18 protein-coding genes are annotated in these 22,024 nt (G+C 53.1%); 7 read left to right on the top strand and 11 right to left on the bottom strand.

Annotated elements, in window-relative coordinates; all coding sequences use genetic code 11:
* Positions 1-2 precede the first annotated feature (2 nt).
* The 4 genes from KV190_RS13555 to KV190_RS13570 form a co-directional block, all read right to left on the bottom strand.
* A complete protein-coding gene (locus KV190_RS13555; RefSeq protein ID WP_460193927.1) occupies positions 3-2,816 on the bottom strand; it encodes a methyl-accepting chemotaxis protein in 2,814 nt (937 codons plus the stop codon).
* A 33-nt stretch (positions 2,817-2,849) separates the two neighbouring features.
* Positions 2,850-3,392 carry a chemotaxis protein CheW gene (locus tag KV190_RS13560; RefSeq protein ID WP_460193929.1) on the bottom strand — a complete coding sequence of 181 codons (543 nt, stop codon included), beginning with the start codon at positions 3,390-3,392 and terminating at the stop codon, positions 2,850-2,852.
* Positions 3,393-3,394: 2 nt separating this feature from the next.
* Complete coding sequence (locus KV190_RS13565; protein ID WP_149821479.1) at positions 3,395-3,757, bottom strand: response regulator; 363 nt, start codon at positions 3,755-3,757, stop codon at positions 3,395-3,397.
* Between the two features lie 66 nt (positions 3,758-3,823).
* Positions 3,824-5,059: a response regulator gene (locus KV190_RS13570; RefSeq protein WP_460193931.1), complete on the bottom strand. Its 1,236-nt coding sequence runs from the start codon at positions 5,057-5,059 to the stop codon at positions 3,824-3,826.
* Positions 5,060-5,405: 346 nt separating this feature from the next.
* Between KV190_RS13570 and KV190_RS13575 the strand changes: the two genes are divergently transcribed.
* Positions 5,406-5,669 (top strand): hypothetical protein, encoded by a 264-nt coding sequence (locus KV190_RS13575; RefSeq protein WP_460193933.1) that lies wholly within the window; start codon positions 5,406-5,408, stop codon positions 5,667-5,669.
* Positions 5,670-5,693: 24 nt separating this feature from the next.
* Complete coding sequence (locus KV190_RS13580) at positions 5,694-5,816, top strand: hypothetical protein (protein WP_460193936.1); 123 nt, start codon at positions 5,694-5,696, stop codon at positions 5,814-5,816.
* 54 nt (positions 5,817-5,870) lie between these two features.
* On the opposite strand, the gene KV190_RS13585 is transcribed toward KV190_RS13580, so the two are convergent.
* The gene (locus KV190_RS13585) at positions 5,871-7,691 is read right to left on the bottom strand and encodes an iron uptake porin (protein WP_460193937.1); all 1,821 of its coding nucleotides are present in this window, start codon (positions 7,689-7,691) and stop codon (positions 5,871-5,873) included.
* Between the two features lie 312 nt (positions 7,692-8,003).
* On the opposite strand from KV190_RS13585, the gene KV190_RS13590 reads away from it, so the two are divergent.
* On the top strand, positions 8,004-8,687 hold the full coding sequence (locus tag KV190_RS13590) for a hypothetical protein (RefSeq protein ID WP_460193938.1): 684 nt from the start codon (positions 8,004-8,006) through the stop codon (positions 8,685-8,687).
* Between the two features lie 12 nt (positions 8,688-8,699).
* Here KV190_RS13590 and lipA read toward each other — a convergent pair whose 3' ends face one another.
* Positions 8,700-9,587: a lipoyl synthase gene (gene lipA / locus KV190_RS13595; protein WP_460193939.1), complete on the bottom strand. Its 888-nt coding sequence runs from the start codon at positions 9,585-9,587 to the stop codon at positions 8,700-8,702.
* A gap of 172 nt (positions 9,588-9,759) precedes the next feature.
* Here lipA and KV190_RS13600 point away from each other — a divergent pair, with 172 nt between their 5' ends.
* The 3 genes from KV190_RS13600 to KV190_RS13610 all read left to right on the top strand — a co-directional run bounded on the left by KV190_RS13600 (position 9,760) and on the right by KV190_RS13610 (position 14,137).
* Positions 9,760-10,728 (top strand): protochlorophyllide reductase, encoded by a 969-nt coding sequence (locus KV190_RS13600; RefSeq protein WP_460193940.1) that lies wholly within the window; start codon positions 9,760-9,762, stop codon positions 10,726-10,728.
* Positions 10,729-10,807: 79 nt separating this feature from the next.
* Positions 10,808-12,250: an NADP-dependent phosphogluconate dehydrogenase gene (gndA, locus tag KV190_RS13605; RefSeq protein WP_460193941.1), complete on the top strand. Its 1,443-nt coding sequence runs from the start codon at positions 10,808-10,810 to the stop codon at positions 12,248-12,250.
* A gap of 123 nt (positions 12,251-12,373) precedes the next feature.
* Complete coding sequence (locus tag KV190_RS13610) at positions 12,374-14,137, top strand: ABC transporter ATP-binding protein (protein ID WP_460193942.1); 1,764 nt, start codon at positions 12,374-12,376, stop codon at positions 14,135-14,137.
* On the opposite strand, the gene glgB is transcribed toward KV190_RS13610, so the two are convergent.
* From glgB to KV190_RS13630, 4 genes are all read right to left on the bottom strand, one after another.
* The gene (glgB, locus tag KV190_RS13615; RefSeq protein WP_460193944.1) at positions 14,134-16,434 is read right to left on the bottom strand and encodes a 1,4-alpha-glucan branching enzyme; all 2,301 of its coding nucleotides are present in this window, start codon (positions 16,432-16,434) and stop codon (positions 14,134-14,136) included. The genes KV190_RS13610 and glgB overlap by 4 nt on opposite strands.
* A gap of 83 nt (positions 16,435-16,517) precedes the next feature.
* Positions 16,518-17,615 (bottom strand): quinone-dependent dihydroorotate dehydrogenase, encoded by a 1,098-nt coding sequence (locus KV190_RS13620; RefSeq protein ID WP_460193946.1) that lies wholly within the window; start codon positions 17,613-17,615, stop codon positions 16,518-16,520.
* A gap of 50 nt (positions 17,616-17,665) precedes the next feature.
* Positions 17,666-18,208, bottom strand: a complete 543-nt coding sequence (locus KV190_RS13625; protein ID WP_460193949.1) for a hypothetical protein — start codon at positions 18,206-18,208, stop codon at positions 17,666-17,668.
* Between the two features lie 131 nt (positions 18,209-18,339).
* Positions 18,340-19,026 carry an energy-coupling factor ABC transporter ATP-binding protein gene (locus KV190_RS13630; protein WP_460195301.1) on the bottom strand — a complete coding sequence of 229 codons (687 nt, stop codon included), beginning with the start codon at positions 19,024-19,026 and terminating at the stop codon, positions 18,340-18,342.
* Between the two features lie 63 nt (positions 19,027-19,089).
* On the opposite strand from KV190_RS13630, the gene KV190_RS13635 reads away from it, so the two are divergent.
* Positions 19,090-21,240: an HAD-IIB family hydrolase gene (locus KV190_RS13635; protein WP_460193950.1), complete on the top strand. Its 2,151-nt coding sequence runs from the start codon at positions 19,090-19,092 to the stop codon at positions 21,238-21,240.
* Here the strand turns inward: KV190_RS13635 and KV190_RS13640 are convergent.
* Positions 21,237-21,998 (bottom strand): polysaccharide deacetylase family protein, encoded by a 762-nt coding sequence (locus KV190_RS13640; protein ID WP_460193951.1) that lies wholly within the window; start codon positions 21,996-21,998, stop codon positions 21,237-21,239. The two genes, KV190_RS13635 and KV190_RS13640, sit on opposite strands and share 4 nt — an antisense overlap.
* Positions 21,999-22,024 lie beyond the last annotated feature (26 nt).

Here is a 22,024-nt window from a genome sequence, read left to right on the forward strand (position 1 = left end):
GGTTATCCCTCAGCAGTCACCTTAAAGATGTTGACGGAGTTTTGTAGTTCCTGAGCTATGTCCACTGTGGCTTGCAGAGACTCAGAAATCTGTTTGGACGTAGCAGACATCCCCTCGGAGACCTTGGCAAAGTCTTTCATGAGCGTATTGACGGTGTTGGAGGTGCGGGCTTGGGAGACGGTGGCTTGGGAAATCGACTGCACCAACTCGTCAATGTGCTGTGACACCTGCACAATTTCTTCGAGATTCTGCTTGGTTACCTCCACAAGGCGGGTGCCTTCAACCACCTGAGCCGTACCTGTTTCCATAGCACTCACGACCTCGTGGGTCTCCTGCTGAATCGTTTCCACAATTTGCTCAATTTCGCGGGTGGCCGCTGCCGATCGCGCCGCTAGTTCACCCACCTCTTCGGCAACCACGGCAAAGCCTCGGCCTTCTTCACCGGCACGGGCAGCCTCAATACTGGCATTGATGGCCAAGAGGTTGGTTTGTAGGGCAATCTGGTTAATCAGCGAAATGACCTTGGAAATCTGTTGCGAGGATTCGCCCAAGCGTTTCACCTTTTTAGCGGTTTCGGCCACGGTTTCCCGCAGGTGGAGAATGCTATCAACGGTGGCATCCATTGTTTCACCACTGGTGACCGCTCGCTCTGAAGCTTTGCGTGCCACTTCTGCCGCCTCGTTGGCACTATTGGCCACGGATTCAATCGAGCTGGACATGGCTTCAACAGCATCCAGCATCCGCTTCACTTTCTTGGCTTGCCGCAGCGATTCTTCCGCCAGCTCAGTCATGGCGTGCTCATCCGCCAAGAGGGCCGTGTTCACTTTTTCTGTGGTCGCTTTCACTTGCACCACCACATCCCGCAGACTCTCAATGAGGGAGTTGAAGATGTCGGCAACGGTACCAATTTCATCGGCGGTGATGTCGGCCCGTACCGTCAGATCCCCTTGGGAGGCCGCCTCCACTTCGGTGAGCAGGTTAATCAACTGCATTTGGATGCGTTCCGTACGCTGCTGTTGCTCCTGGGCCAAGCGTTCTGCTTCTTTTTGAGCGGCGGTGGTCTGCTCAAGGAATTTGCTACGCTCAAGCACTAGTCCGGCTTGGTTAGCTAACTGGAGGAAGGCATCAATTTCGGGCTGTTGCCACTGACGTGGCTCACTGCACTGGTGGGCAATTAAAAGCGCGACCAGTTTTTTCTCCACCAACACGGGAACGACTAGGTTGGCTCGTACTTTCAGGGGAGCGAGTTGTTTGAGGTGGCACTCCGTCAGACCAGCATTGAGAATGTCTGCTGTGGCTTGCACGCGCCCTTTCGTGTAGGCATCAACCCAATTTTCACGGAAGCAGGGATCGTCAATCACCTGTTCGAGGGCTTGGGGCCAGCCGACGGCCACAGACTCAGCAACGACTTTGCCGACATAGTTCTCGTCAAATTCATAGAAGATCACGCGATCGCACCCCAAAAGATGGCGCCCCTCGTTGACGAGATTATCGAGAATCTGCTGGCGATCGCTCTGCTGAGTCAAATGAAAGACACTATCGCGCAACTGTTGGGCACGTTGGGCAGAAAGGCGAGCTTCTGTCAGGGATTGTTCCAACTGTTCTGCCATCTGGTTAATGGTGCGGCTGAGGGTTGCCAGTTCATCATCCCCATCTACCGGCAGACGGGTCTGGAGATCCCCTTCACCAATTTTCGTCACCGCCTTGGTGGCTCGCAGCAGGGGTTGAATTCCGCGATCGCTGAGGTAGATGGCGATCGCCCCCGCCACAATTGCCGTCACGACTACCCCCGAAAGGAGTGTCCATGTCAGGTTTCGTAGGGGTTTAAGGGCATAGTCTTGGTCGGTGCCGAGAACAATGGAGGCAAAGGGTTGGGAAACAGTGGTGTAGCTGAGAATTTGGGACTCACCATCCGAGCGGCGCCGTTCTGTCAGCGTACTTGCTGGGGTATTGTCCCTAGACTGAGCCAGTTTGGGAAAGACTTCCTCTAGGGGTTTACCCTGCAATGCTGGAATGGAAGCCGCAAAGATCGTTCCCCCCGGCTCTACGAGGTAAAAACTCTGCTGCTGATCCCGATCATAGGTTTTCAGAAATTGCTGAATACTGCTTTTGGGTACCCGCAACCGCAGCACTGCTATAATTTGCTGGTTTTGGGGATTAATCAGCGGTACCGCTAAAAACATCCCGAGGGGACGCTCCGGCAGTGAGAGCGTTGGCTCAACGGTTAAAACCGCACCGCGAGTTTGGATCGCGAGCTTAAAGTACTCTTGATTTTGGAGAATATTGTTTGCAAGACGATTTCCCGCTGAGGATTGAGCAATGACGGTTCCTTGGCCATTGTTGGCAATGATCGCTGCACTGTCGTAGGCCACATAAGCATCAAGGAACTGATCGAGAACGGCTTGCAGTTGGGCGCGATCGCGCTGCTGAATTTCACTGCTATAACGATTATTCAAAACCGAAGCCAAGACTCGCGCATCCCCTCGGCGATCGCGCAGATAGTTATCAAATTGAAGCGCTGCACTACTGGCTTCCTGCTGCTGGAGTTGCAAGACCTGCTCCATCAATTGTTGACGCGCCACTTCATTCGCCGCCAAGCCCACGCCAATCATCGGCAGTGTTGCAAGGGCAACGGCACTGGTAATCAGTTTCGGACGTAGGCCCCAAAATTTGCGGGGTGGGGGGGGTGGGGATGCAGGTTGCTCAGGGGATTTGCCGTTGGTTGTGGCTTTTTTCTCCTCTAGGGGAGGGAGTTGGTAGTTCAATACCGACGGTGGTAAAGGGGGAATATCAAGGGAGGGTTTGGCAGTGGTCATTGTTGGCACATCCTAACAGCATTAACAGCAGTGCTATCCGACATCAACAGCAAGAACACTTGAGCAAGACCTTTCGGCAATCGCTGCCGTATCGAGGATAAAAAACAGCTGCTCCCCTAGGCGACAACAGCCCTTGAGGTAGGGAACCAGCGCCGCACTCACTGTACCCACAGGCGATTGAATGGCTCCCTCTGGAAGACGGACGATCCCCCGTACCTCCTTTAGCGCCAATCCTAGGTATCCCTTGGGGCTGTGCAGTAACGCGATCGTCAACACCGAAATATCCGCATCCAGTGGCTCCAAATTGAGCAAGTGGGCTAGATCCAGCACCCAAACAATGCGGTTACGAAAGTTCAGCAGTCCCATCACCACTGCGGCCATATTGGGAATCACCGTGAGCTGTTGCGGCGGGATCACCAACACCTGCTGAATCTCAGTCATCGGCAGCAATGCCGTTAGTTGGTCGTGGACAACCAAACGCAAATAGGGCGCCCCTTGGGGGCGATCGCGTAGCGTACCCTTTGGGTAATCGCCCCACCCTTCACCATGATTCAACCAAGGTGCTGCCCCAATCATCGCTACACCACCACCGACTTCAGTGCCCGCAGTAGATCCTCACGGCTGAACGGTTTCGTGACATAGGCATCTGCCCCCTGCTTCATTGCCCAAAGGCGGTCTAGCTCTTGGTTTTTCGACGTGCAGACAACAATGGGGAGCTTTTCTGTTTCCGGATTTTTCTTGAGACTGCGGCAGAGTTCAAAGCCGCTCATCCCCGGCATCACCACATCTGTCACCACTACATCGGGCTTGTACTGCGTGACTTTTTCTAGAGCCTCCTTGGCATCGGTGGCCGCAATGACGGTATAGCCAGAGTCCTTAAGAAACGAGGTAATCAGTGCCATTTCCGAGGGGGTATCTTCCACCACTAAGACCGTCGTCATGTCATCTCCCAAATGTCAATTCAAATAATCGATTACTGTCAATATACTGCCCACAGGTTGCCTGTACTACGTCAAGTACTGAAACACCATTTTTAAGAGTTCCGCCTGAGTAAAGGGCTTGGTCATATAGTCCGTCGCTCCCACGAGGCGGGCTTTGGCGCGGTCAATGAGGCCTGTGTTACCCGTCACCATAATGATTGGCACTGACTTAAAGCGTTCATGGTTGCGAATGACTTTACAAAACTTATAACCGTCAATGTTAGGCATCCCCACGTCCAGCAGGATCAGATCTGGATTGAGGCGCATCACCTCCATCAGGGCTTTGACAGAATCATTGAGGGCAATGACTTCAAAGGCATCATCCGCCAAAAAACGCTTAATTTCATTGAGCATTGTCGGACTATCGTCGATGCAGATGATCCGATAGGTACGGTTTTGCACTTGGGACGTAAAAAAGCCACTGCTGAGATCACCACTTTCCTCTGCCACTGTGGGCGTGGTTTCCTGCCACAAACTGGTATCAAAACTGGGCAGCAAATCAAAGGGATGTTGCGGCTCACGAACGACTACGGCTCCTTTATCAATCAATGGTAAGAGGCTACGCACCAAGGCAATTTCATTTTGGTTCATGAGCACTGCCAAGTGGCGAAAGCTAAACCCCCGCAACATAGACCCCAAGCGTTGCTGCTGCTCTGGGGTTAAATTGACTTGGGCACCACTAAAGAAGTAGGGTCGCTGAAAAGGCGAGACAATTTTGTGGCCAAGGCTCAGCCACTGCTGAATTTGGGATTTGCACTGCTGAATCAGTCGGGTGGGGTCAAAGCGGCTGACAATCGGCACTTCGACATAGGGCACGAGTTGATGGTGACCGCTCTTGAGGTATAAAAACGACTCTAGGACTTCAACGATCAGCCCCTCTACTAGACGGCTAAAATGTTCTAGGGTAATAATTTCTTGAGTGAGCAACCAGCGCAGACTCTCATACTCATAGATCGGGGTTGGGGTATTGGCCTGCTCCCACTGCTGTCGGACTTGGGCACGTAACTCGCGATCAAGGGCAGGAACGATTTGGCTGAGTTGTCGTAGATGTCGTTCAAAGCGATCGCCCGGTTCAATCGTATGGGTAGCATAGACAATACTTCCCTGATCAAAGTAAAGAAACCACTGCTGCTCCTTCACAGTCACCCTGAAGCAACCTGTGCCTCCTGAAGTGCTGAGTTGCTGGAGTAATCGTTCCGGCTGAAGTGTTTCTGTAAACTGTGGTGTTCCCCCGCCACTAAAACCGCGATCTGATGTCATCATATTAACCTCCGAGCTGCTACCCCCACCGAAGCCTCGTACCACTTCGGCAGCAACCAGCGATATTTGACAATAAAACTAATTGAGATATGGAGCTATCCTTAAGTAAGAGTTGTGCTTAAGAATACCGATGTGTTGATTATATTAAGCAGTACTGGCGAAAAGATGAAAGAAAACTTCAGAAAAGTTAATGACCTTCACAAAGGATAGTAAACTGCACCTCCTTTATTCTCTTGCTATGATTACCAATGACCTCAGTTCTTGAAGAAAAGCCACGGACGGTATTACGGTATTCTCGCCAGAACAAGCGCACCTACTGGCGGAAGTGATTCGTGAGGCCTATAACGACTTGGTTAAAGCGAAAGACTTCAACGAACTGAAGTCAATTGTCACGGATCTGGCTCAAGCCCAGAAGCGCACGGAAGAACGGCTCGAAGAACTGGCGGCAGCTCAGAAACGAACAGAGGAACGAGTGGATCAACTGGCGGCGGCGCAGGAGCGCACTGAACGAGCAGTCAAACAACTCGCACGCCAAGTAAGCGGCCTCAGTGAAGCCTTGGGTGGGTCGCTCGAAGACCTTGCCCTTGAGGTGGTGCCAGAGATTCTGGAATAGCGATTTTTGAATCTTGTCGCTCAGGTGGAAGCGCCCGAGGAGATTCGCCCCCTCTTTTTTGGCTATTGCCTAGAACGGGCAGCTAAAGAGTTGATTCGCGATCGCGACGCGGTGATGGTCACCACACGCGGTAAATACTTCCCATAAAAAATCCCCCTCCACAGGGGAGAGGGATCCAAGGTGAGGGCAAATTCACCCGCTCTAGAACGTGAACGTAGTCCGAATCACACCTTGGAGAATTGGCTGACCAGAGATAATCCCACCACCGTTGGTATTGTTGGGATTGATGATCGCCGTAAAGATAGGTGTGATGCTGATGTTGTCGCTGATGGGGAATTTGTAGAAGGCCTCAACATTAACTTGGTTGGCATTATTGAAAATGCCGTTTGGACCAAAGCGAGGAGCACTGTTGATGAATGGAGCACCCGCAGCAGCAGCTAAGACAGAGCCAGGTACCAGCAAATCTTTGTAGCCAATACCTGCCATAAAGCTATAGGCCATCATGCCAGCAGGATCAGGTGGAAAGCCTTGAGCAAAAGGTAGTGGAGAAACTATGGGAACATAACCATTCGGAATGCCAGCAACACCAGCACGGCCAAAGATACCTAGACGGCCAAGATTCACTTCAAAGTTGATCCCGCCCGCTTGGCTTTCAACACCAAAGACTTTGGCATAGGTGCCTTGAAGCTTCACAGAGTAACTGTTGCGACCACCACCAAACGTGTTGGCATACTCTAGCTCAAGAGAGGCTTGGTAGGGATCACCTGCAAAACCTGAACTCAGGGCAACATCATTTGCACCAAATACGTTACCATTACGAATTGCATTGCCTGCATCCGCCGCGACATACAATGCACGGACTGTGAAAGGTCCTTCATTAGGATTCCACTGGATGGCAGCACCTGCGCCACCGAGAAAATTCATTGCATAGGGAACAATGAAGGGGTTATTAATGAAAAAGTAGGTGCCAAAGTCGCTGGCAGGAGAGTTCGCCCAGCTATTTGTGTCAATAATGTCACTGGGGTAGAACTGAGGCCCTGCGGTAATTGTGATGTCTTGGGTCGGCTTAAAGCTATAGGCCAATCGATACAGACTAACATTGGGACCAAAGCCAGACCAGTAGTACTGGCTAGGGTTAAAGAAGGGCAAACCAGCAAAAGTATCATTCAAATTCTGGTTCAGACCAATTCCATAGGTACTAATGGCATCAAAGCCACCGTTTCCAGTGGACAAACTTGTTTGTAGGAGGTCTGTACCTGTAAAGCTAGTGTTGAGGTTGAGGATCACACCAGCGATAACTGTGGGGTTCGGGCGCCCAGAGGCCAGTAAAACGTTGTAGCCACCACCCAAGTTGACATTGTTAGGATCACCTGGTATGCCAACGGGATTAACTGAACGACGAAGGGAATTGCTGCTAGGGCGTCCACCTGCTTGAACGGACATTACAGCCGTACCCGTCAATTTAGTAGTAGTCGAGAATTGGGTAGCTTCGAGAGCGGCAGTGCGGGCTTCGAGGTTGTCCACGCGACCGCGCAGGGTGGCGAGTTCGGCAGCGAACTCATCCATCAGTCGTTGTAATGTGGCAAGGTCTTCTTTGGTGGCAAAGCGATCGCTAATCACATCGAGGCAGGCGTTCAAAGCGGCTGCCATTTCATAACGGGTGGCGGCACGGTTGCCACGGAAGGTACCATCGGGATAACCCGCGATACAGCCGTATTTCTCAACGAGAGAAGCCAGTGCTTGGTAAGCCCAGTCGGTGGGGCGGACATCAGAGAGCTGGGAGACAGAGGTCACCTGCCCCATCGATTCTTCGTTGGCGAGAAGCTGATTAACAGAGGTAATGGTATTAGAAGCGTCTGCAATGGTGTTGGGAGCAGGCAGTGCTTCAGAAACTTGGAGATTTTGTGGTTCAGCAGCAATCAGGTTTTCAAAGTTGGTGGGTTCATTTGCGGTAGCAATGTTAGCCCCTGCGACCACACCCAGTAGGCTCAAGCTACCTGCTAACAGGTAAGTCTTTTTCACGATGTTACTCCTCACTCACGAGCGTCTGGGTTCGGCAGAGCGATCAACTCATTCTGCTGTCCCCTAGTACTTAGCTTACACAATATGGCCTAAATGTGTTGCAAGCCGATTATGCAAGTTCTGATAAATTTTAAGTGCTTCCCCTTTGATTTGTCAAATACTTTGTTTTGATTTGTTGACACTGAAATTTCATCCGTCTCGCTGGCGTGGTAGGAGTGCGCACAAGCAGTTTTCTTGATACAGAGCATGGAAACCAGAGAAGCCCTGTCCGGTCGATAGAATATAAAGTACAGCCAAGATTTCATAGATGCAATGACCTCTGCCCTTGAAGAAAAGCTGCGGACGGCGTTTCCTCCCGAACAGGCGCATCTGCTTGCAGAAGTGATCAATGAAGCCTACAACGATTTGGTGAGAGCAAGAGACTTCAATGAGCTGAAGTCTATCGTAGGCGAATTGGCTCAAGCCCAAAAACGCACTGAGGAGCGAGTCGAGGAACTAGCTCAAGCCCAAAAACGCACTGAAGAACGAGTGGATCAGCTAGCTGTTGCTGTTGCAGAACTGGCTGAAGCGCAAAAGCGCACCGAACGAGCTGTCAAACAACTTGCACGCCAAGTGGGCGGACTCAGTGAAGCCTTGGGTGGGTCGCTGGAAGACCTTGCTCTAGAAGTGGTGCCAGAGATTCTCGAATATCGCTGGGGCATGGAAATCGAATTTTGTGAGCGGGATACCCTACCCCTACGCAACGGCAGTTATGAGTTTGACTTGGTCATCCGTGGTCAAGTCCATGGAGAACCGATTCTGGTGCTGGGGGAAGTCAAAAGCAATATCACCGAATCTGAGGTGGAGCGGTTTTTGAATCTGGTGGCTCAAGTGGAAGCGACTGAGGAAATTCGTCCCCTGTTTTTTGGCTATCGCGTTGAGCGGGCAGCCAAGGCGTTGATTCGGGAGCGGGGAGCCGTGATGGTGACCACAAGGGGTAAGTACTTCCCTGAGTGAATAGGGTACCTATCACGCTTCTGGGGTTGGTGCGGCATCTGCTGCATGGTAGGAGCTACGTACAAGAGGCCCCGATCGCACGTGGGAAAAGCCCAGTTCCTGTGCAATATTGCCCAAGGTGTTAAATTCTTCAGGTGTCCAATACTTGACCACAGGTAAGTGATTCAACGAGGGGGCTAAATATTGTCCCAAGGTCAGGCGATCGCACCCCACGGCTCGCAAATCTTTTAGAGTTTGAATCACCTCTGCCTCGGTTTCTCCCAAGCCCAACATCAGTCCTGATTTTGTGGGAATGTCGGGATTCAGCTCTTTGACCGTTGCTAAGACCCGTAGTGAACTCTCATAGGTGGCACCCCGTCGCACAGGGCTTTGTAGGCGGCGCACAGTTTCAAGGTTATGGTTGTAGCAGGCAGGCTGTGCCGCCACAATTTGGGCAATGCAGTCCCGTTGGGACACCCGACCCCGATCCATGCGAAAGTCGGGGGTGAGGACTTCAATTTCAGTGCCGGGGCAACGTTGGCGAATCGCCTGCATGGTGGCCACAAATTGACCCGCCCCTTGATCGGGTAAGTCATCGCGAGCCACAGAGGTTAAAACCACGTAGCGCAATCCCAAGGTAGCCACAGCAGCCGCAATTTTCGCCGGTTCCTCTGGATCAACCGCAGCAGGAGCGTGGCCTTTCTCCACTTGGCAAAAGGCGCAGGCACGAGTACAAGTGGCACCCAAGAGTAAAAAGGTGGCGGTTTTTTGGGCATAGCATTCACCGCGATTGGGACAGCGTCCCTCTTCACAGATGGTGTGGATGCCATAGTGGCGCACGAGGCGTTGAACGGTGGAGAGTTCACTGGCTTTGCCAAGGGGTTTGCGCAGCCACGGCGGCAGGGTTTGGGAGATGGTCATAGAGTGGGGTTAATCCTGAAAATAGGTGAGAGGCAAGCTAGATACAAAACTTGATTAACTATCGAGTCTATTTATTAAGTAACTGTAAATGATCGCTGGGGATGCTCCTAGGGGACGATCGCTTCTATGGCAGGATCAATAGCGACGTTACCGCAGGTATGCCACAGAACCTATGAGTGATCAGTCACGCCCAACGGTCATTATTACGGGTGCATCCTCTGGAGTCGGATTGTATGCCACCAAAGCCTTAGCCAATCGGGGCTGGCACGTTGTTATGGCTTGCCGCAATCTTGAAAAAGCAGAGCAAGCCGCCCAAGACTTGCAGATTCCGCCCGAGGCCTACACGATTTTGCACTTGGACTTGTCCTCGTTGGCCAGCGTGCGCGGCTTTGTGGAGTCATTTCGGGCATTGAATCGCCCCTTGCGTGCCCTTGTCTGCAATGCCGCTGTCTATTATCCCCTGCTCAAGGAACCGATCTACAGTGTGGATGGCTATGAAATCAGTGTGGCCACCAACCATTTGGGGCACTTTCTTTTGGCCAACCTCCTCCTCGATGATTTGAAGAAGTCTCCCGAAAGCGATAAACGCTTGGTGATTCTCGGTACGGTGACGGCCAACCGCAAAGAACTCGGCGGTAAAATTCCCGTTCCTGCTCCCCCCGATTTGGGCAACCTCGAAGGCTTTGAAAAGGGCTTCAAGAAACCCATTGCCATGATTAACGGCAAGCCCTTCAAGTCGGGCAAGGCCTACAAAGACAGCAAACTCTGCAATATGCTGACGGCGCGGGAACTGCATCGCCGCTTCCATGATTCGACGGGGATTGTCTTTAGCTCCTTGTATCCGGGCTGTGTGGCGGACACCCCTCTATTTCGCAACCACTTTCCCCTCTTTCAGAAGCTCTTCCCCCTCTTCCAGAAAAACATTACCGGCGGCTATGTCACCCAAGAACTAGCGGGTGAGCGCGTCGCCATGGTGGTGGCAGATCCAGAATTTCGCCAGTCGGGGGTGCACTGGAGCTGGGGTAACCGCCAAAAAGAGGGTCGCAAGGCCTTTGTCCAAGAACTCTCGGCAGAGGGGAGTGATGAGCAAAAAGCCCGCCGCCTTTGGGAGTTGAGTGAAAAACTGGTGGGGTTGGCTTAAAAGTTAATACCTTCTTCCATTCCTCTTGCTGAGCTTGCCGCTATGGTGGAAGTGATCCTTGCCATTGCAGGACGGATGTATGTCACAGCAAGATTTTGGCGTCATTGGCCTCGCTGTCATGGGGGAAAACCTTGCCCTCAATGTGGAGCGAAATGGATTCTCCGTGGCGGTTTATAATCGCACCCCCGCCCGCACCGAAGCGTTCATGGCCGAACGAGCTGCCGGCCGCCGCTTCAAGGCCACCTATAGTCTTGAGGAATTTGTTGCTTCCCTGTCGCGTCCCCGCCGCATTTTGGCGATGGTTAAAGCCGGCAAACCCGTGGATGACCTGATCCAGCAACTCAAGCCACTCCTTGAACCCGGCGACATCCTCATTGATGGGGGCAACTCCCTCTACACGGATACCGAACGCCGCGTTGCTGAAATGGAGGCGGCAGGACTGTGCTTCTTTGGTATGGGGGTCAGCGGTGGTGAAGAAGGTGCCCTCAATGGCCCCAGTCTCATGCCCGGCGGTAGTCGTGAGGCCTATCAAGCCCTCGAACCCATTCTCACCAAAATTGCAGCGCAAGTGGATGATGGCCCCTGTGTCACCTACATTGGACCGGGGGGGTCGGGGCACTTTGTCAAGATGGTGCACAACGGTATTGAGTATGGCGATATGCAACTCATTGCCGAGGCCTATGACCTACTGAAAAACCTCCTTGGTCTCAATCACCAGCAACTCCATGAGGTTTTCAAAAGCTGGAATGAGACCCCCGAACTCAACTCATTTTTGATTGAAATTACTAGCCAGATTTTCACCTATATTGACCCAGAAACCCATCTCCCCCTTGTGGATGTGATTGTGGATGCGGCAGGTCAAAAGGGAACCGGTCGCTGGACGGTGGAAAGTGCCCTTGAAATGGGGGTGGCGATTCCAACGATTACCGCTGCCGTGAATGCCCGCATCATGTCCTCGATCAAAGCCGAACGGATGGCGGCTGCCCAAGTCCTCCCCGGTCCTGCGGCTCACTTTAGCGGCAATACTGAGGAATTCATTGGCAAAATTCGTGATGCCCTCTACTGCTCAAAAATCTGCTCCTATGCCCAAGGGATGGCTCTGATTGCCAAAGGCTCCCAAGAACTCTTTGATAATCAACTGAACCTTGGCGAGATTGCCCGCATCTGGAAAGGGGGCTGCATTATTCGGGCTGGCTTCCTGAATAAGATTAAGCAGGCCTACAGCGAAAATCCCCAACTGGCCAATCTGCTGCTGGCGCCCGAGTTTCGGCAAACCATCCTCGATAAACAGGCGGCGTGGCGGGAGGTCTTGGTGGAGGCGACTCGGGCTGGGATTGCCGTGCCTGCCTTTGGTGCGTCCCTAGAGTACTTCGACAGCTATCGGCGCGATCGCCTGCCGCAAAATCTCACCCAAGCCCAGCGGGACTTCTTTGGTGCCCATACCTACGAGCGAATCGATAAACCAGGAACCTTCCATACGGAGTGGGTACCGATTCAGGAGGCAGGAAAAGCCTCAGTTTAAGAGGCCGGCAGTAGAGTTGGAGGCGTTGTTCCCCAAGTGGGCAATTCTTTAGCCTATCTTAAGAATTAGGCGAGTGATTTGCTTGCCCGCGATCATCTTGCACTTTGGGGAGGCCAAGAAGCCTTGCATCCGTTTTTACGACTCCTGCACCACAGCCAACGCTACCAACGCCAAGTGGGGTTTGCCTCCCTCTACTCTGTCCTCAATAAAATTTTTGACCTCGCTCCCCCGGTTCTGATTGGGATTGCGGTGGATCTGGTGGTGAAGCGGCAGGATTCCCTCTTCGCCCGCTGGGGTCTAGTGACCTTTGAGCAGCAACTGTTGGCCTTGGCCGGCCTATCGTTTGTGATCTGGAGCTTGGAGTCGCTGTTTGAGTATGCCTATGCCCGCAGTTGGCGGAACTTAGCCCAGCAGATTCAACACGACCTGCGCCTTGAGACCTATGCCCATGTCCAAGAGATGGATTTGGCCTTTTTTGAAGAGCGCAGCAGTGGGGTGTTGCTCTCGATTCTCAACGATGACATTAACCAACTCGAGCGCTTTTTGGATGGCGGTGCCAATGAGGTGTTGCAAGTCACAACCACCGTCCTAGTGATTGGTGGGGTTTTCTTTTATTTGGCGCCCAATGTGGCGATCTGGGGAATGCTGCCGATGCCCTTTATTCTCTGGGGATCCGTCATCTTTCAGCGGCGACTCGCCCCTCGTTATGCCGATGTGCGGGAAAAGGCGGGACTCCTCAATGAACGCTTGGCCAACAATATCACGGGCATTCAAACGATTAAGAGCTTTACTGCCGAAGCCTACGAATTGGAGCGCCTGCGCTGGGATAGTGAAGCATACCAACAGAGTAATCGCCGCGCCATTCGCCTGAGTGCTGCCTATATTCCCCTGATTCGCTTTGTGATCCTATTTGGCTTTACGGGAACGTTGGTGCTGGGGGGCTTTGCGGCTTTTCAGGGGCGCTTGGATGTGGGCGCCTACAGCACGATGGTTTATCTGATTCAACGCTTGCTCTGGCCCTTGACTCGTTTGGGGGAAACACTGGATCAGTATCAGCGAGCCATGGCCTCAACGCAGCGGGTGCTGAATTTGCTGGAAACGCCGATCGCCATTTGTACGGGCGATCGCCCCCTTGATCCGCGCCATGTCAAAGGGGAGGTGCGCTTTGAATCCGTCAGCTTTGCCTATGCTGGGCGTGCTCCTGTCCTGAAAAATGTGAGTTTACACGTCCCTGCGGGTCAGACGATCGCCATTGTCGGCTCCACGGGATCCGGCAAAAGTACCCTTGTGAAATTGTTACTGCGGTTCTATGAGGCGCAAGAAGGGCGCATCCTCATTGATGGTGTGGATATTCGCGAGTATCGGCTGCGGGATTTGCGCGGCGCCATTGGTTGGGTGAGTCAAGATGTCTTTCTCTTCCACGGCACTGTCTTTGAAAACATTGCCTATGGCAGTCCGGGGGCAACCCTTTCCGACGTCATCCACGCGGCAAAACTGGCCGAAGCCCATGAATTTATCGAGCAACTGCCCCAAGGGTACGACACGGTGGTGGGGGAACGGGGGCAAAAACTCTCTGGCGGTCAGCGGCAACGGCTGGCGATCGCCCGCGCGATTCTTAAAGACCCACCGATTCTGGTTCTCGATGAAGCCACCTCAGCAGTGGATAACGAAACGGAAGCCGCCATCCAGCGATCGCTAGCCCACATTACGGCACATCGCACGACGATTGCCATTGCCCACCGCCTCTCCACCATTCGCCATGCCGACTGCATCTATGTCCTTGAGCGCGGTGAAATTGTCGAACAGGGAACCCACGAAGCACTCCTTGCTCAGCAGGGAGTTTATTACAGCCTTTGGCAAGTCCAAGCGGGAATTCTCGAGACTTAGGACTTGAGGTTATAGCGTGCCCGCTCCGCCGCTGTCTTCTCGCGATCCAGTTTCAGGATCAGCACAGCTAATGGGGGCAAGCACAGATCAAGGGAATAGCGACGGTGGTGGTAAGGCCATTCATCCGCCCATTTACCGCCCAAATTGCCCATATTGCTGCCGCCATACTCGCGGGCATCACTGTTAAACAGTTCACTATAAAAGCCATGCTCTGGGACACCAATGCGGTAGTGACTATGGGGCTGCGGTGTAAAGTTACAGACGACAACCACAAAATCTTGGTAGTCCTTATCCCAGCGGATAAAGGAAACAACGCTATGGCGGTTATCGCTACAGTCAATCCACTCAAAGCCCTCCTGTTTGAAATCTTGAGTATAGAGGGCAGGTTGGGAACGGTAGAGGCGATTGAGATCCTCAAAGAAGCGTTTGGTTTGCTGGTGGGGTTCGTATTGCAGCAGGTGCCACTCTAAATCGCTCCAGACATTCCACTCGCTCCATTGGGCAAACTCCATCCCCATGAACATTGTTTTCTTGCCGGGGTGGGTGAACATGTAGGCAAATAAACAGCGCAGATTCGCAAATTTCTGCCAGCGATCGCCCGGCATTTTGCCAATGATGTTACTCTTGCCGTGCACCACCTCATCGTGGGAGAGTGCCAGCATAAAGTTCTCGCTGTGGTGATACCACATACTAAAGGTGACATTGTTTTGGTGGAACTGGCGGAACCACGGATCCATGCTGAAGTAGTCCAGAATATCGTGCATCCAACCCATATTCCACTTCAGGTTGAAGCCCAGTCCCCCCATGTAGGTTGGCCAAGAGACCATCGGCCAGGCCGTTGACTCCTCAGCGATCGACAGAATTCCCGGAAAGTAGCTAAAGATCACGTGGTTGACTTGGCGCAGAAAATTAGCCGCCTCTAAATTTTCCCGTCCGCCGTATTCATTGGGTACCCACTCACCCTCCTTGCGGGCATAGTCTAGATAGAGCATCGAGGCCACGGCATCCACGCGAATACCGTCAATGTGGTACTTGTCAAACCAAAAGAGGGCATTGGCCACCAGAAAATTGCGCACCTCGTGGCGACCATAGTTAAAGACAAGGGTTCCCCATTCCTTGTGTTCGCCCTTGCGGGGATCCGCGTGTTCGTAGAGGTGGGTGCCATCAAAGAAGGCGAGGCCGTGGCCATCCTTCGGAAAGTGCCCCGGTACCCAATCCACAATCACACCAATACCGTTTTGGTGGCACTGATCCACGAAATACATAAAGTCTTGGGGACTGCCATAGCGAGAGGTGGGGGCGTAGTAGCCAGTGACTTGATAGCCCCAAGAGCCATCGAAGGGATGCTCAGCAACGGGCAAGAGTTCAATGTGGGTGTAGCCCAATTCCTTGACGTAGGGAATGAGTTTGGCCGCCAATTCGCGATAGGTGAGAAAGCGTGCCCAGGGCTTGAGTTCTGCCACCTGTACGGGTTCTTGGGGTTGGCCATCAGCACCAATGGGGGGGTCTTCCATTGAGGCATGGAGCCACGATCCTAAATGCACCTCAAAGACGGAAATCGGTTGGGTGAGGGGGTCGGTGTGGCGCCGTTTTTCCAGCCAGTCGTTATCGCCCCATTCGTAGCTATTGAGGTCGGTGACAATGGAAGCAGTCTTGGGACGCGGTTCTTGGTAGAAGCCGTAGGGATCTGATTTTTCGTAGATGTGGCCGTCTTGGTTCTTAATTTCGTACTTATAGTGCTCGCCCACACCCAAGCCGGGGATAAAGAGTTCCCAGATGCCATTGCCGCGTCGTGCCATTTGGTGTTTGCGGCCATCCCAGTGGTTAAAGTTGCCAATGACAGAGACATTGCGGGCATTGGGTGCCCAGACGGCAAAATACACCCCTGCAACGCCATCGACTGTGAGCAGATGTGCCCCGAGTTTTTCATAGATGCGGTGGTGATTGCCCTCGGCAAAGAGATGAATATCAAAATCCGTCAGCTTTGAGGAGCGGAAGGCGTAGGGGTCATAGATGACGCGCTCGTGGCCATTTTCGTAGATTTTCAGTTGGTAGTTATTGAGTTCGGCCACGGGAATGTGGCACTCGAAAAAGTGCGGGTGGTGAACCGGCGTCATCGGATATTCTTGCCGCTGCTCTGGACAGAGAACACTCACCCGTTCGGCATTGGGTAAATAGGCGCGTACCGCCCACACGGATTGGCCATTCTCACTGATCTGGTGACAGCCCAAAATTTCAAAGGGGTCATGGTGCTGGTTGGAAACAATGCGGTCAATCTGTTCGGGCGAAACGGTCATATTTTTATACTTTCGTAAAATATAGGGACAATACTATAGAAAAGTTAACAATCAGAATGCTCCCCTTGACAAGGGCATAGAGGCTATTTCTCTGGTTTCTCTGGATCGGCGGCGTGGGCTAAGAGGCCTTGGAGCAACTCCCGCAATAGGCTCGGTCCTTGGTAAATCCAACCGGTGTAGAGTTGCACCAGTGTCGCACCGGCCGCTAGTTTTTCGATCACATCCTCTGGCGTGAAAATCCCCCCCACCCCAATAATCGGCAAAGTGCCTTGGGTCTCGTTGTGGATAAAGCGAATCACAGCAGTGGCGCGATCGCGCAAAGGGGCACCACTGAGACCTCCCGCCTCGTCCGCCGGCGATCGCCCCGTCTGAGGAATTATCTGGGTTTTCAGCCCTTCCCGCGCCACGGTGGTATTGGTGGCCACAATGCCGGCGAGTTCATAGGTTTGAATCAGATCAAGAATTGCGGCAATCTGCTCCCAACTCAAATCGGGGGCAATTTTCAGGAGCAGGGGCTTGCGGGGGTGATTGGCGGTTTGTAGCGTCTCCACAATGGGTTCCAGCTGTTCCTTGGCTTGCAGATCCCGTAACCCCGGTGTGTTGGGCGAACTCACATTAATCACGAAATAATCGCCAAAGGGATACAGGCGGCGAAAACTGGCTAAGTAATCCTCTTTTGCAGCTTCCAAAGGGGTGATTTTTGACTTGCCCAGATTAATGCCGATGGGAATCGTCGGTGCGGGCGATCGCTCCAAAAGGGCGGCCATGGCCTCTGCGCCAGCATTATTAAACCCCATGCGATTAATCGCTGCGCGATCGGCCGTTAAGCGAAAGAGGCGCGGACGCGGATTTCCCGCTTGTGGCTGCCAAGTGACGGTGCCCAACTCCGCAAAGCCAAAGCCAAAGGCCGACCAGACACTGCGGGCGACGCCATTCTTATCAAACCCTGCCGCCAAACCAATGGGATTGGGAAAGCGCAGTCCCCACACCTGCCGTTCTAAACGGGGATCTGAAAGGGCATAGCGTTGCTGAAGTTGCTGTCGCAGCCAAGTGCTCAGGGCACGGTCCTGATTGAGCCACCCACAGAGGGAGATAAACTGCTGGTGCAGAAATTCTGGATCCGCCTGCATCCCAGAAAAAAGAAGTGGCCGCAGCAGGTGCCGATAGGGATCAATGGCCATTCAGACTGCCATTCCCCCACCTAAAGGGTTGAATGGTCAACACTGTGACCCTAGTCCAGATAGCCCATGAGGACGGGTGAATCATCAATAATATTGGAAGCCACAGGGCGTTCCCCAGCAGAATAATAGGTTTCAGCAATGTGCAGGCCACTGGTGGTAATCGGACGAATGCCCATCCAATTCACTGTTTCGACAATTTCAAAGTCATCCGCCGCCACGGGGCGCACCCCCATGATGTTCAGGGTTTCCACCACGCGGAAATTGGTGGCTACGATGGGGCGAATACCGGCGGAGTTAATGCTGTCATAGATTTGCAGGCCACTGCTGAGCACAGGACGCTCGCCGGCATCTTTGATCATGTGCACCACTTGCACGGGACTGGCTTCAATGGGACGTAAGCCGGCACTATTAAAGGTTTGCCACACCACAATATCACTGGCTGTGGTTGTGCCTGCGGGGGCAAGAGCGGTTTTTTCGGCAAGGGAGACCATTTGACCGCTATTTTCTTTGCCGGGCGGATTGCTGCGACGGGCGGGACGGGCAGCTTTGGCTGTGGGTTCTTCGGGGGGTGGGGTTTGAGGCGTTTCAGTCATGGCGATCGCTCCTAATGCAATAATTCAATCCTACAGGTGAATTCGTATGCAAGCATTCTATATCTCTAGTCCTTGATCATAGCAGCCCAAGAGGACTGCCAGCGGTTTGAGAGATCCCAACGGTTGGCTTTTCAAGCGTGCAGCAGAGGCATCATGTCACTGGGTGCCCCTTGGCCAATCACTTTGCCACGATCCAGAACAATGGCACCATCTGCTTGCGCCAGTTCATCGAGACGATGGGTGACCCACAGCGCGGTGATCCCTTGGCTGTTGACCAGTTGGCGTACGTAGCCCAAGAGTTCCCGCTGGCTATCGGGGTCAAGGAGTGCCGTGGGTTCATCGAGCAACAGCACCCGACAATGGCGAGCGATCGCCCCGGCAATGGCCACCCGCTGTTTCTGGCCGCCACTGAGGGCATAGATGGGACGACGTTCTAGCCCCTGTAAATTGACTGCTTGCAGAGCAGCACTGACGCGCTCGCGTACCTGCCAATAGTTGAGAGCCTCGCCATTGAGACTAAAGGCAATATCCGCACCGACACTGGGCATCACCAGTTGGTGATCGGGGTTCTGGAAGACAAAGCCAAGGGGCTGCTCCACATAGACTTCACCGCTTTGGGGCTGCAAGAGACCCCCCAAAATACGCACCAGCGTTGACTTACCACTGCCATTGCGACCGAGGAGCATCCACAGTTGCCCCCGCGGGATTTCTAGGGACACCCGATCCAGCACTAAAACCTCTGGAGACCAGCCAAAGCAGACCTCTCTGAGATGAATTGCTGGGGGGATTGCCGCCATGGGTTTTTGGACAATGCTCATGTTTTTCAGTAGGGTGAGGATAACCCCCAATTGGGTTGTAGTGCACCAAGTAAGGGAGCGGCTATGCAAGAGGGATTATACATTGTCCTCATTAGTATTCATGGTTTGATTCGGGGCGATCGCCTTGAACTGGGACGCGATGCTGATACGGGAGGACAAACGCGCTATGTGGTCGAACTGGCAAAAACCCTTGCAGCGCATCCCCGCGTGGCGCAGGTGGATTTGGTCACTCGTCTGATTCCCGATGCCAAGGTCAGTCCTGACTATGCCCAGCCCATTGAGCGAATTGGCGATCGCGCCCGCATTGTCCGTCTGGCCTGTGGCCCTCGCCGCTATTTGCGCAAGGAAGTGCTTTGGCCCTATTTAGACGTATTTGCCGATGAACTGTTGCGCCATCTCCGCCAAAGTGGCCGCATGCCCGATGTGATCCACAGTCACTATGCCGATGCCGGTTATGTGGGCTGCCGTGTTGCCGGTTGGTTGGGGGTTCCCCTTGTTCACACTGGGCATTCCCTCGGCCGGGTCAAGCGACAGCGACTCCTTGCCCAGGGCAGTAAGCCCGATGCCATTGAGGAGCAGTTTCACTTTACGACTCGCATTGAAGCCGAGGAGCAAACCCTTGCCAGTGCGGCACTGATTATTGCCAGTACTCATCAGGAGGTCGAAGAGCAGTATCGCCTCTACGATCAATACGACCCGGCGCGGATGGCGGTGATTCCACCGGGGGTAGATACCAGCCGTTTCTATCCAGCCCCTGTGCCAGCGGATTTGCCTTTTCGCAAGGAATTGCGTCGCTTTTTGGTGGAACCGGAAAAGCCCTTCATCTTTTGCCTCTCCCGACCAGTACCGCGCAAGAATGTGGCTGCGTTGCTCAATGTCTATGGCACCGATCCCTTTTTGCAGGAGCGAGCGAATCTCGTCTTAGTGCTTGGCAATCGCACCGATATTAGCAAGATGGAGGCCAGCCCTCGCCAAGTATTGACGGAACTCTTTTTACTGGTCGATCGCTATGACCTCTATGGCAAAGTCGCCTATCCGAAAACCCACACAAGCGATGAAGTCCCCGATCTTTACCGTTTAGCGGCGCAGCAACGGGGGGTCTTTATCAATCCTGCCCTCACTGAACCCTTTGGCCTGACGCTCATTGAAGCGGCTGCCTGTGGATTACCGATTTTGGCCACGGCGGATGGCGGCCCCCAAGAGATTATCCGCCACTGTCGCAATGGGTTGCTCTTTGATGCCCTTGATCTAGAAGCCATTCGCAGCGCCCTGCATCAAGCCTTTCAAAGTGATAGCCAGTGGCAGACTTGGGCAGACAATGGCCTTAAGGGGGTACAAGCCCACTACTCTTGGCGCAGTCATGTGGAGATGTATCTGCATGCCCTTGATCAACTCGCGGAAAAATCAGTCTTGCCCGTGTTGAGTGTGCAACGCCAACCCGCCCAGTACCAGAGTAATAAACTGCCAACGACCCTGACACGGAACCGCCTGCTCACCCTCGAACGCCTGTTGATTAGTGATATTGACAATACCTTGATTGGCGATCGCCCTGCCCTTGAGCGACTCTTGGCCCTTCTGCAACGCCGTCCTGAAATAGGCTTTGGGGTGGCAACGGGGCGTCACCTCGAAATTACCCTAGAGGTTCTCCATGAATGGGGCGTGCCGATTCCCGATGTGTTAATTACGTCCGTGGGCAGTGAAATTCACTATGGCCCTCACTTGGTTCCCGACACCAGTTGGCAGCAGCACATTAGCTATCGCTGGGAACCCCAACGGGTCAGAGACACCCTCGCCGATGTGGCAGGCCTGACACTGCAACCCCCAGAAAATCAACGCTCCCACAAAATTAGCTACAACGTGGATACCACTGTTCTCCCCAGTATTACACCGGTGTTGCGTCTGCTACGGCAGCAGAAACTCCATTGTCGGCCAATTTTCTCCCACAATCAATTCTTGGATATTTTGCCCCTCCGTGCCTCAAAAGGCGATGCCCTGCGCTATCTTGCCCTCAAGTGGGGCTATCCGCTGCAAAAACTGTTAGTGGCTGGCGATTCTGGTAATGACGAGCAAATGCTGACGGGGAATACCCTTGCCGTTGTTGTGGGTAATCATAGTCCTGAATTGGAAAAGTTGCGCGATCGCCCCCATATTTACTTTGCCCAAGGTCACTATGCCCAAGGGATTCTTGAAGCGATTGAACACTATGGCTTCTAACGAAAAGCCTGTGACAGGGTCAAACTCGAAATGCCCTTGGCGCGGTAATCGGCAAGAATCTGCTCCAGTGCCTCTACGGTTCGTTGCCGACTGGGATTGAGTTGGGGATTTTGCTGCATGGCTGGGTTGAATTCAGTGCCATCGTGCATCAGCACCAGTTGGCGATCGCCCCCCTGAATCACACTGTTGGCAATCATCGTTGCCGTCGTCTCAATATGCCAATCGTGGGTATCCAATGACCAAAGGGCAGAATTCATCTCCAAGGCCTTGACCTGGGCTAAGACCTGAGCATTTTGATCACCATAGGGGGCACGAAACCAACGCGGGTAATAATTGACACCAATTTGTTGCAAGCATTGATGGATTTGCTGCTGATTCTTCGCCAACTGTGCCCACTGCGCCTCTGAGGATTCTTGGGTCAAGAGCAGATGATCGTAGGTGTGATTGCCAATTTCATGCCCTTCCCGATAGATCTGCTGCAAAATCTCACAATGCTGAGCCACACGCCCGCCAATCACAAAAAAGGTTGCCTTCATACCGTACTGGCGTAACTTCGCAAGGATGGGCAGCGTGTATTCCGGTGTCGGGCCATCATCAAAGGTGAGTGCTACATAGTTAGCAGGAATTTTGGCTGCATAGATTTCAGCATTGTCGTAGTTAATGTTGATAAATTCATTTGGCGTCGGCAGCGGTTGATGGGTTCCTGATGGCGGTACGACGGGAGAAGGTTGAGGCGTCAGCGGCGTTTGCTTTTGCACTGCCTTTGTCTGACTGGTCTGACTCG

This window comes from Thermosynechococcus sp. FA-CM-4201 (assembly GCF_054689355.1).

Coding starts and splice junctions, on each gene's coding strand:
- KV190_RS13555 (WP_460193927.1), bottom strand. CDS start 2,816: ATGACCACTGCCAAACCCTCCCTTGATATTCCCCCTTTACCACCGTCG.
- KV190_RS13560 (WP_460193929.1), bottom strand. CDS start 3,392: ATGATTGGGGCAGCACCTTGGTTGAATCATGGTGAAGGGTGGGGCGAT.
- KV190_RS13565 (WP_149821479.1), bottom strand. CDS start 3,757: ATGACGACGGTCTTAGTGGTGGAAGATACCCCCTCGGAAATGGCACTG.
- KV190_RS13570 (WP_460193931.1), bottom strand. CDS start 5,059: ATGATGACATCAGATCGCGGTTTTAGTGGCGGGGGAACACCACAGTTT.
- KV190_RS13590 (WP_460193938.1), top strand. CDS start 8,004: ATGACCTCTGCCCTTGAAGAAAAGCTGCGGACGGCGTTTCCTCCCGAA.
- lipA (WP_460193939.1), bottom strand. CDS start 9,587: ATGACCATCTCCCAAACCCTGCCGCCGTGGCTGCGCAAACCCCTTGGC.
- KV190_RS13600 (WP_460193940.1), top strand. CDS start 9,760: ATGAGTGATCAGTCACGCCCAACGGTCATTATTACGGGTGCATCCTCT.
- gndA (WP_460193941.1), top strand. CDS start 10,808: ATGTCACAGCAAGATTTTGGCGTCATTGGCCTCGCTGTCATGGGGGAA.
- glgB (WP_460193944.1), bottom strand. CDS start 16,434: ATGACCGTTTCGCCCGAACAGATTGACCGCATTGTTTCCAACCAGCAC.
- KV190_RS13620 (WP_460193946.1), bottom strand. CDS start 17,615: ATGGCCATTGATCCCTATCGGCACCTGCTGCGGCCACTTCTTTTTTCT.
- KV190_RS13625 (WP_460193949.1), bottom strand. CDS start 18,208: ATGACTGAAACGCCTCAAACCCCACCCCCCGAAGAACCCACAGCCAAA.
- KV190_RS13630 (WP_460195301.1), bottom strand. CDS start 19,026: ATGAGCATTGTCCAAAAACCCATGGCGGCAATCCCCCCAGCAATTCAT.
- KV190_RS13635 (WP_460193950.1), top strand. CDS start 19,090: ATGCAAGAGGGATTATACATTGTCCTCATTAGTATTCATGGTTTGATT.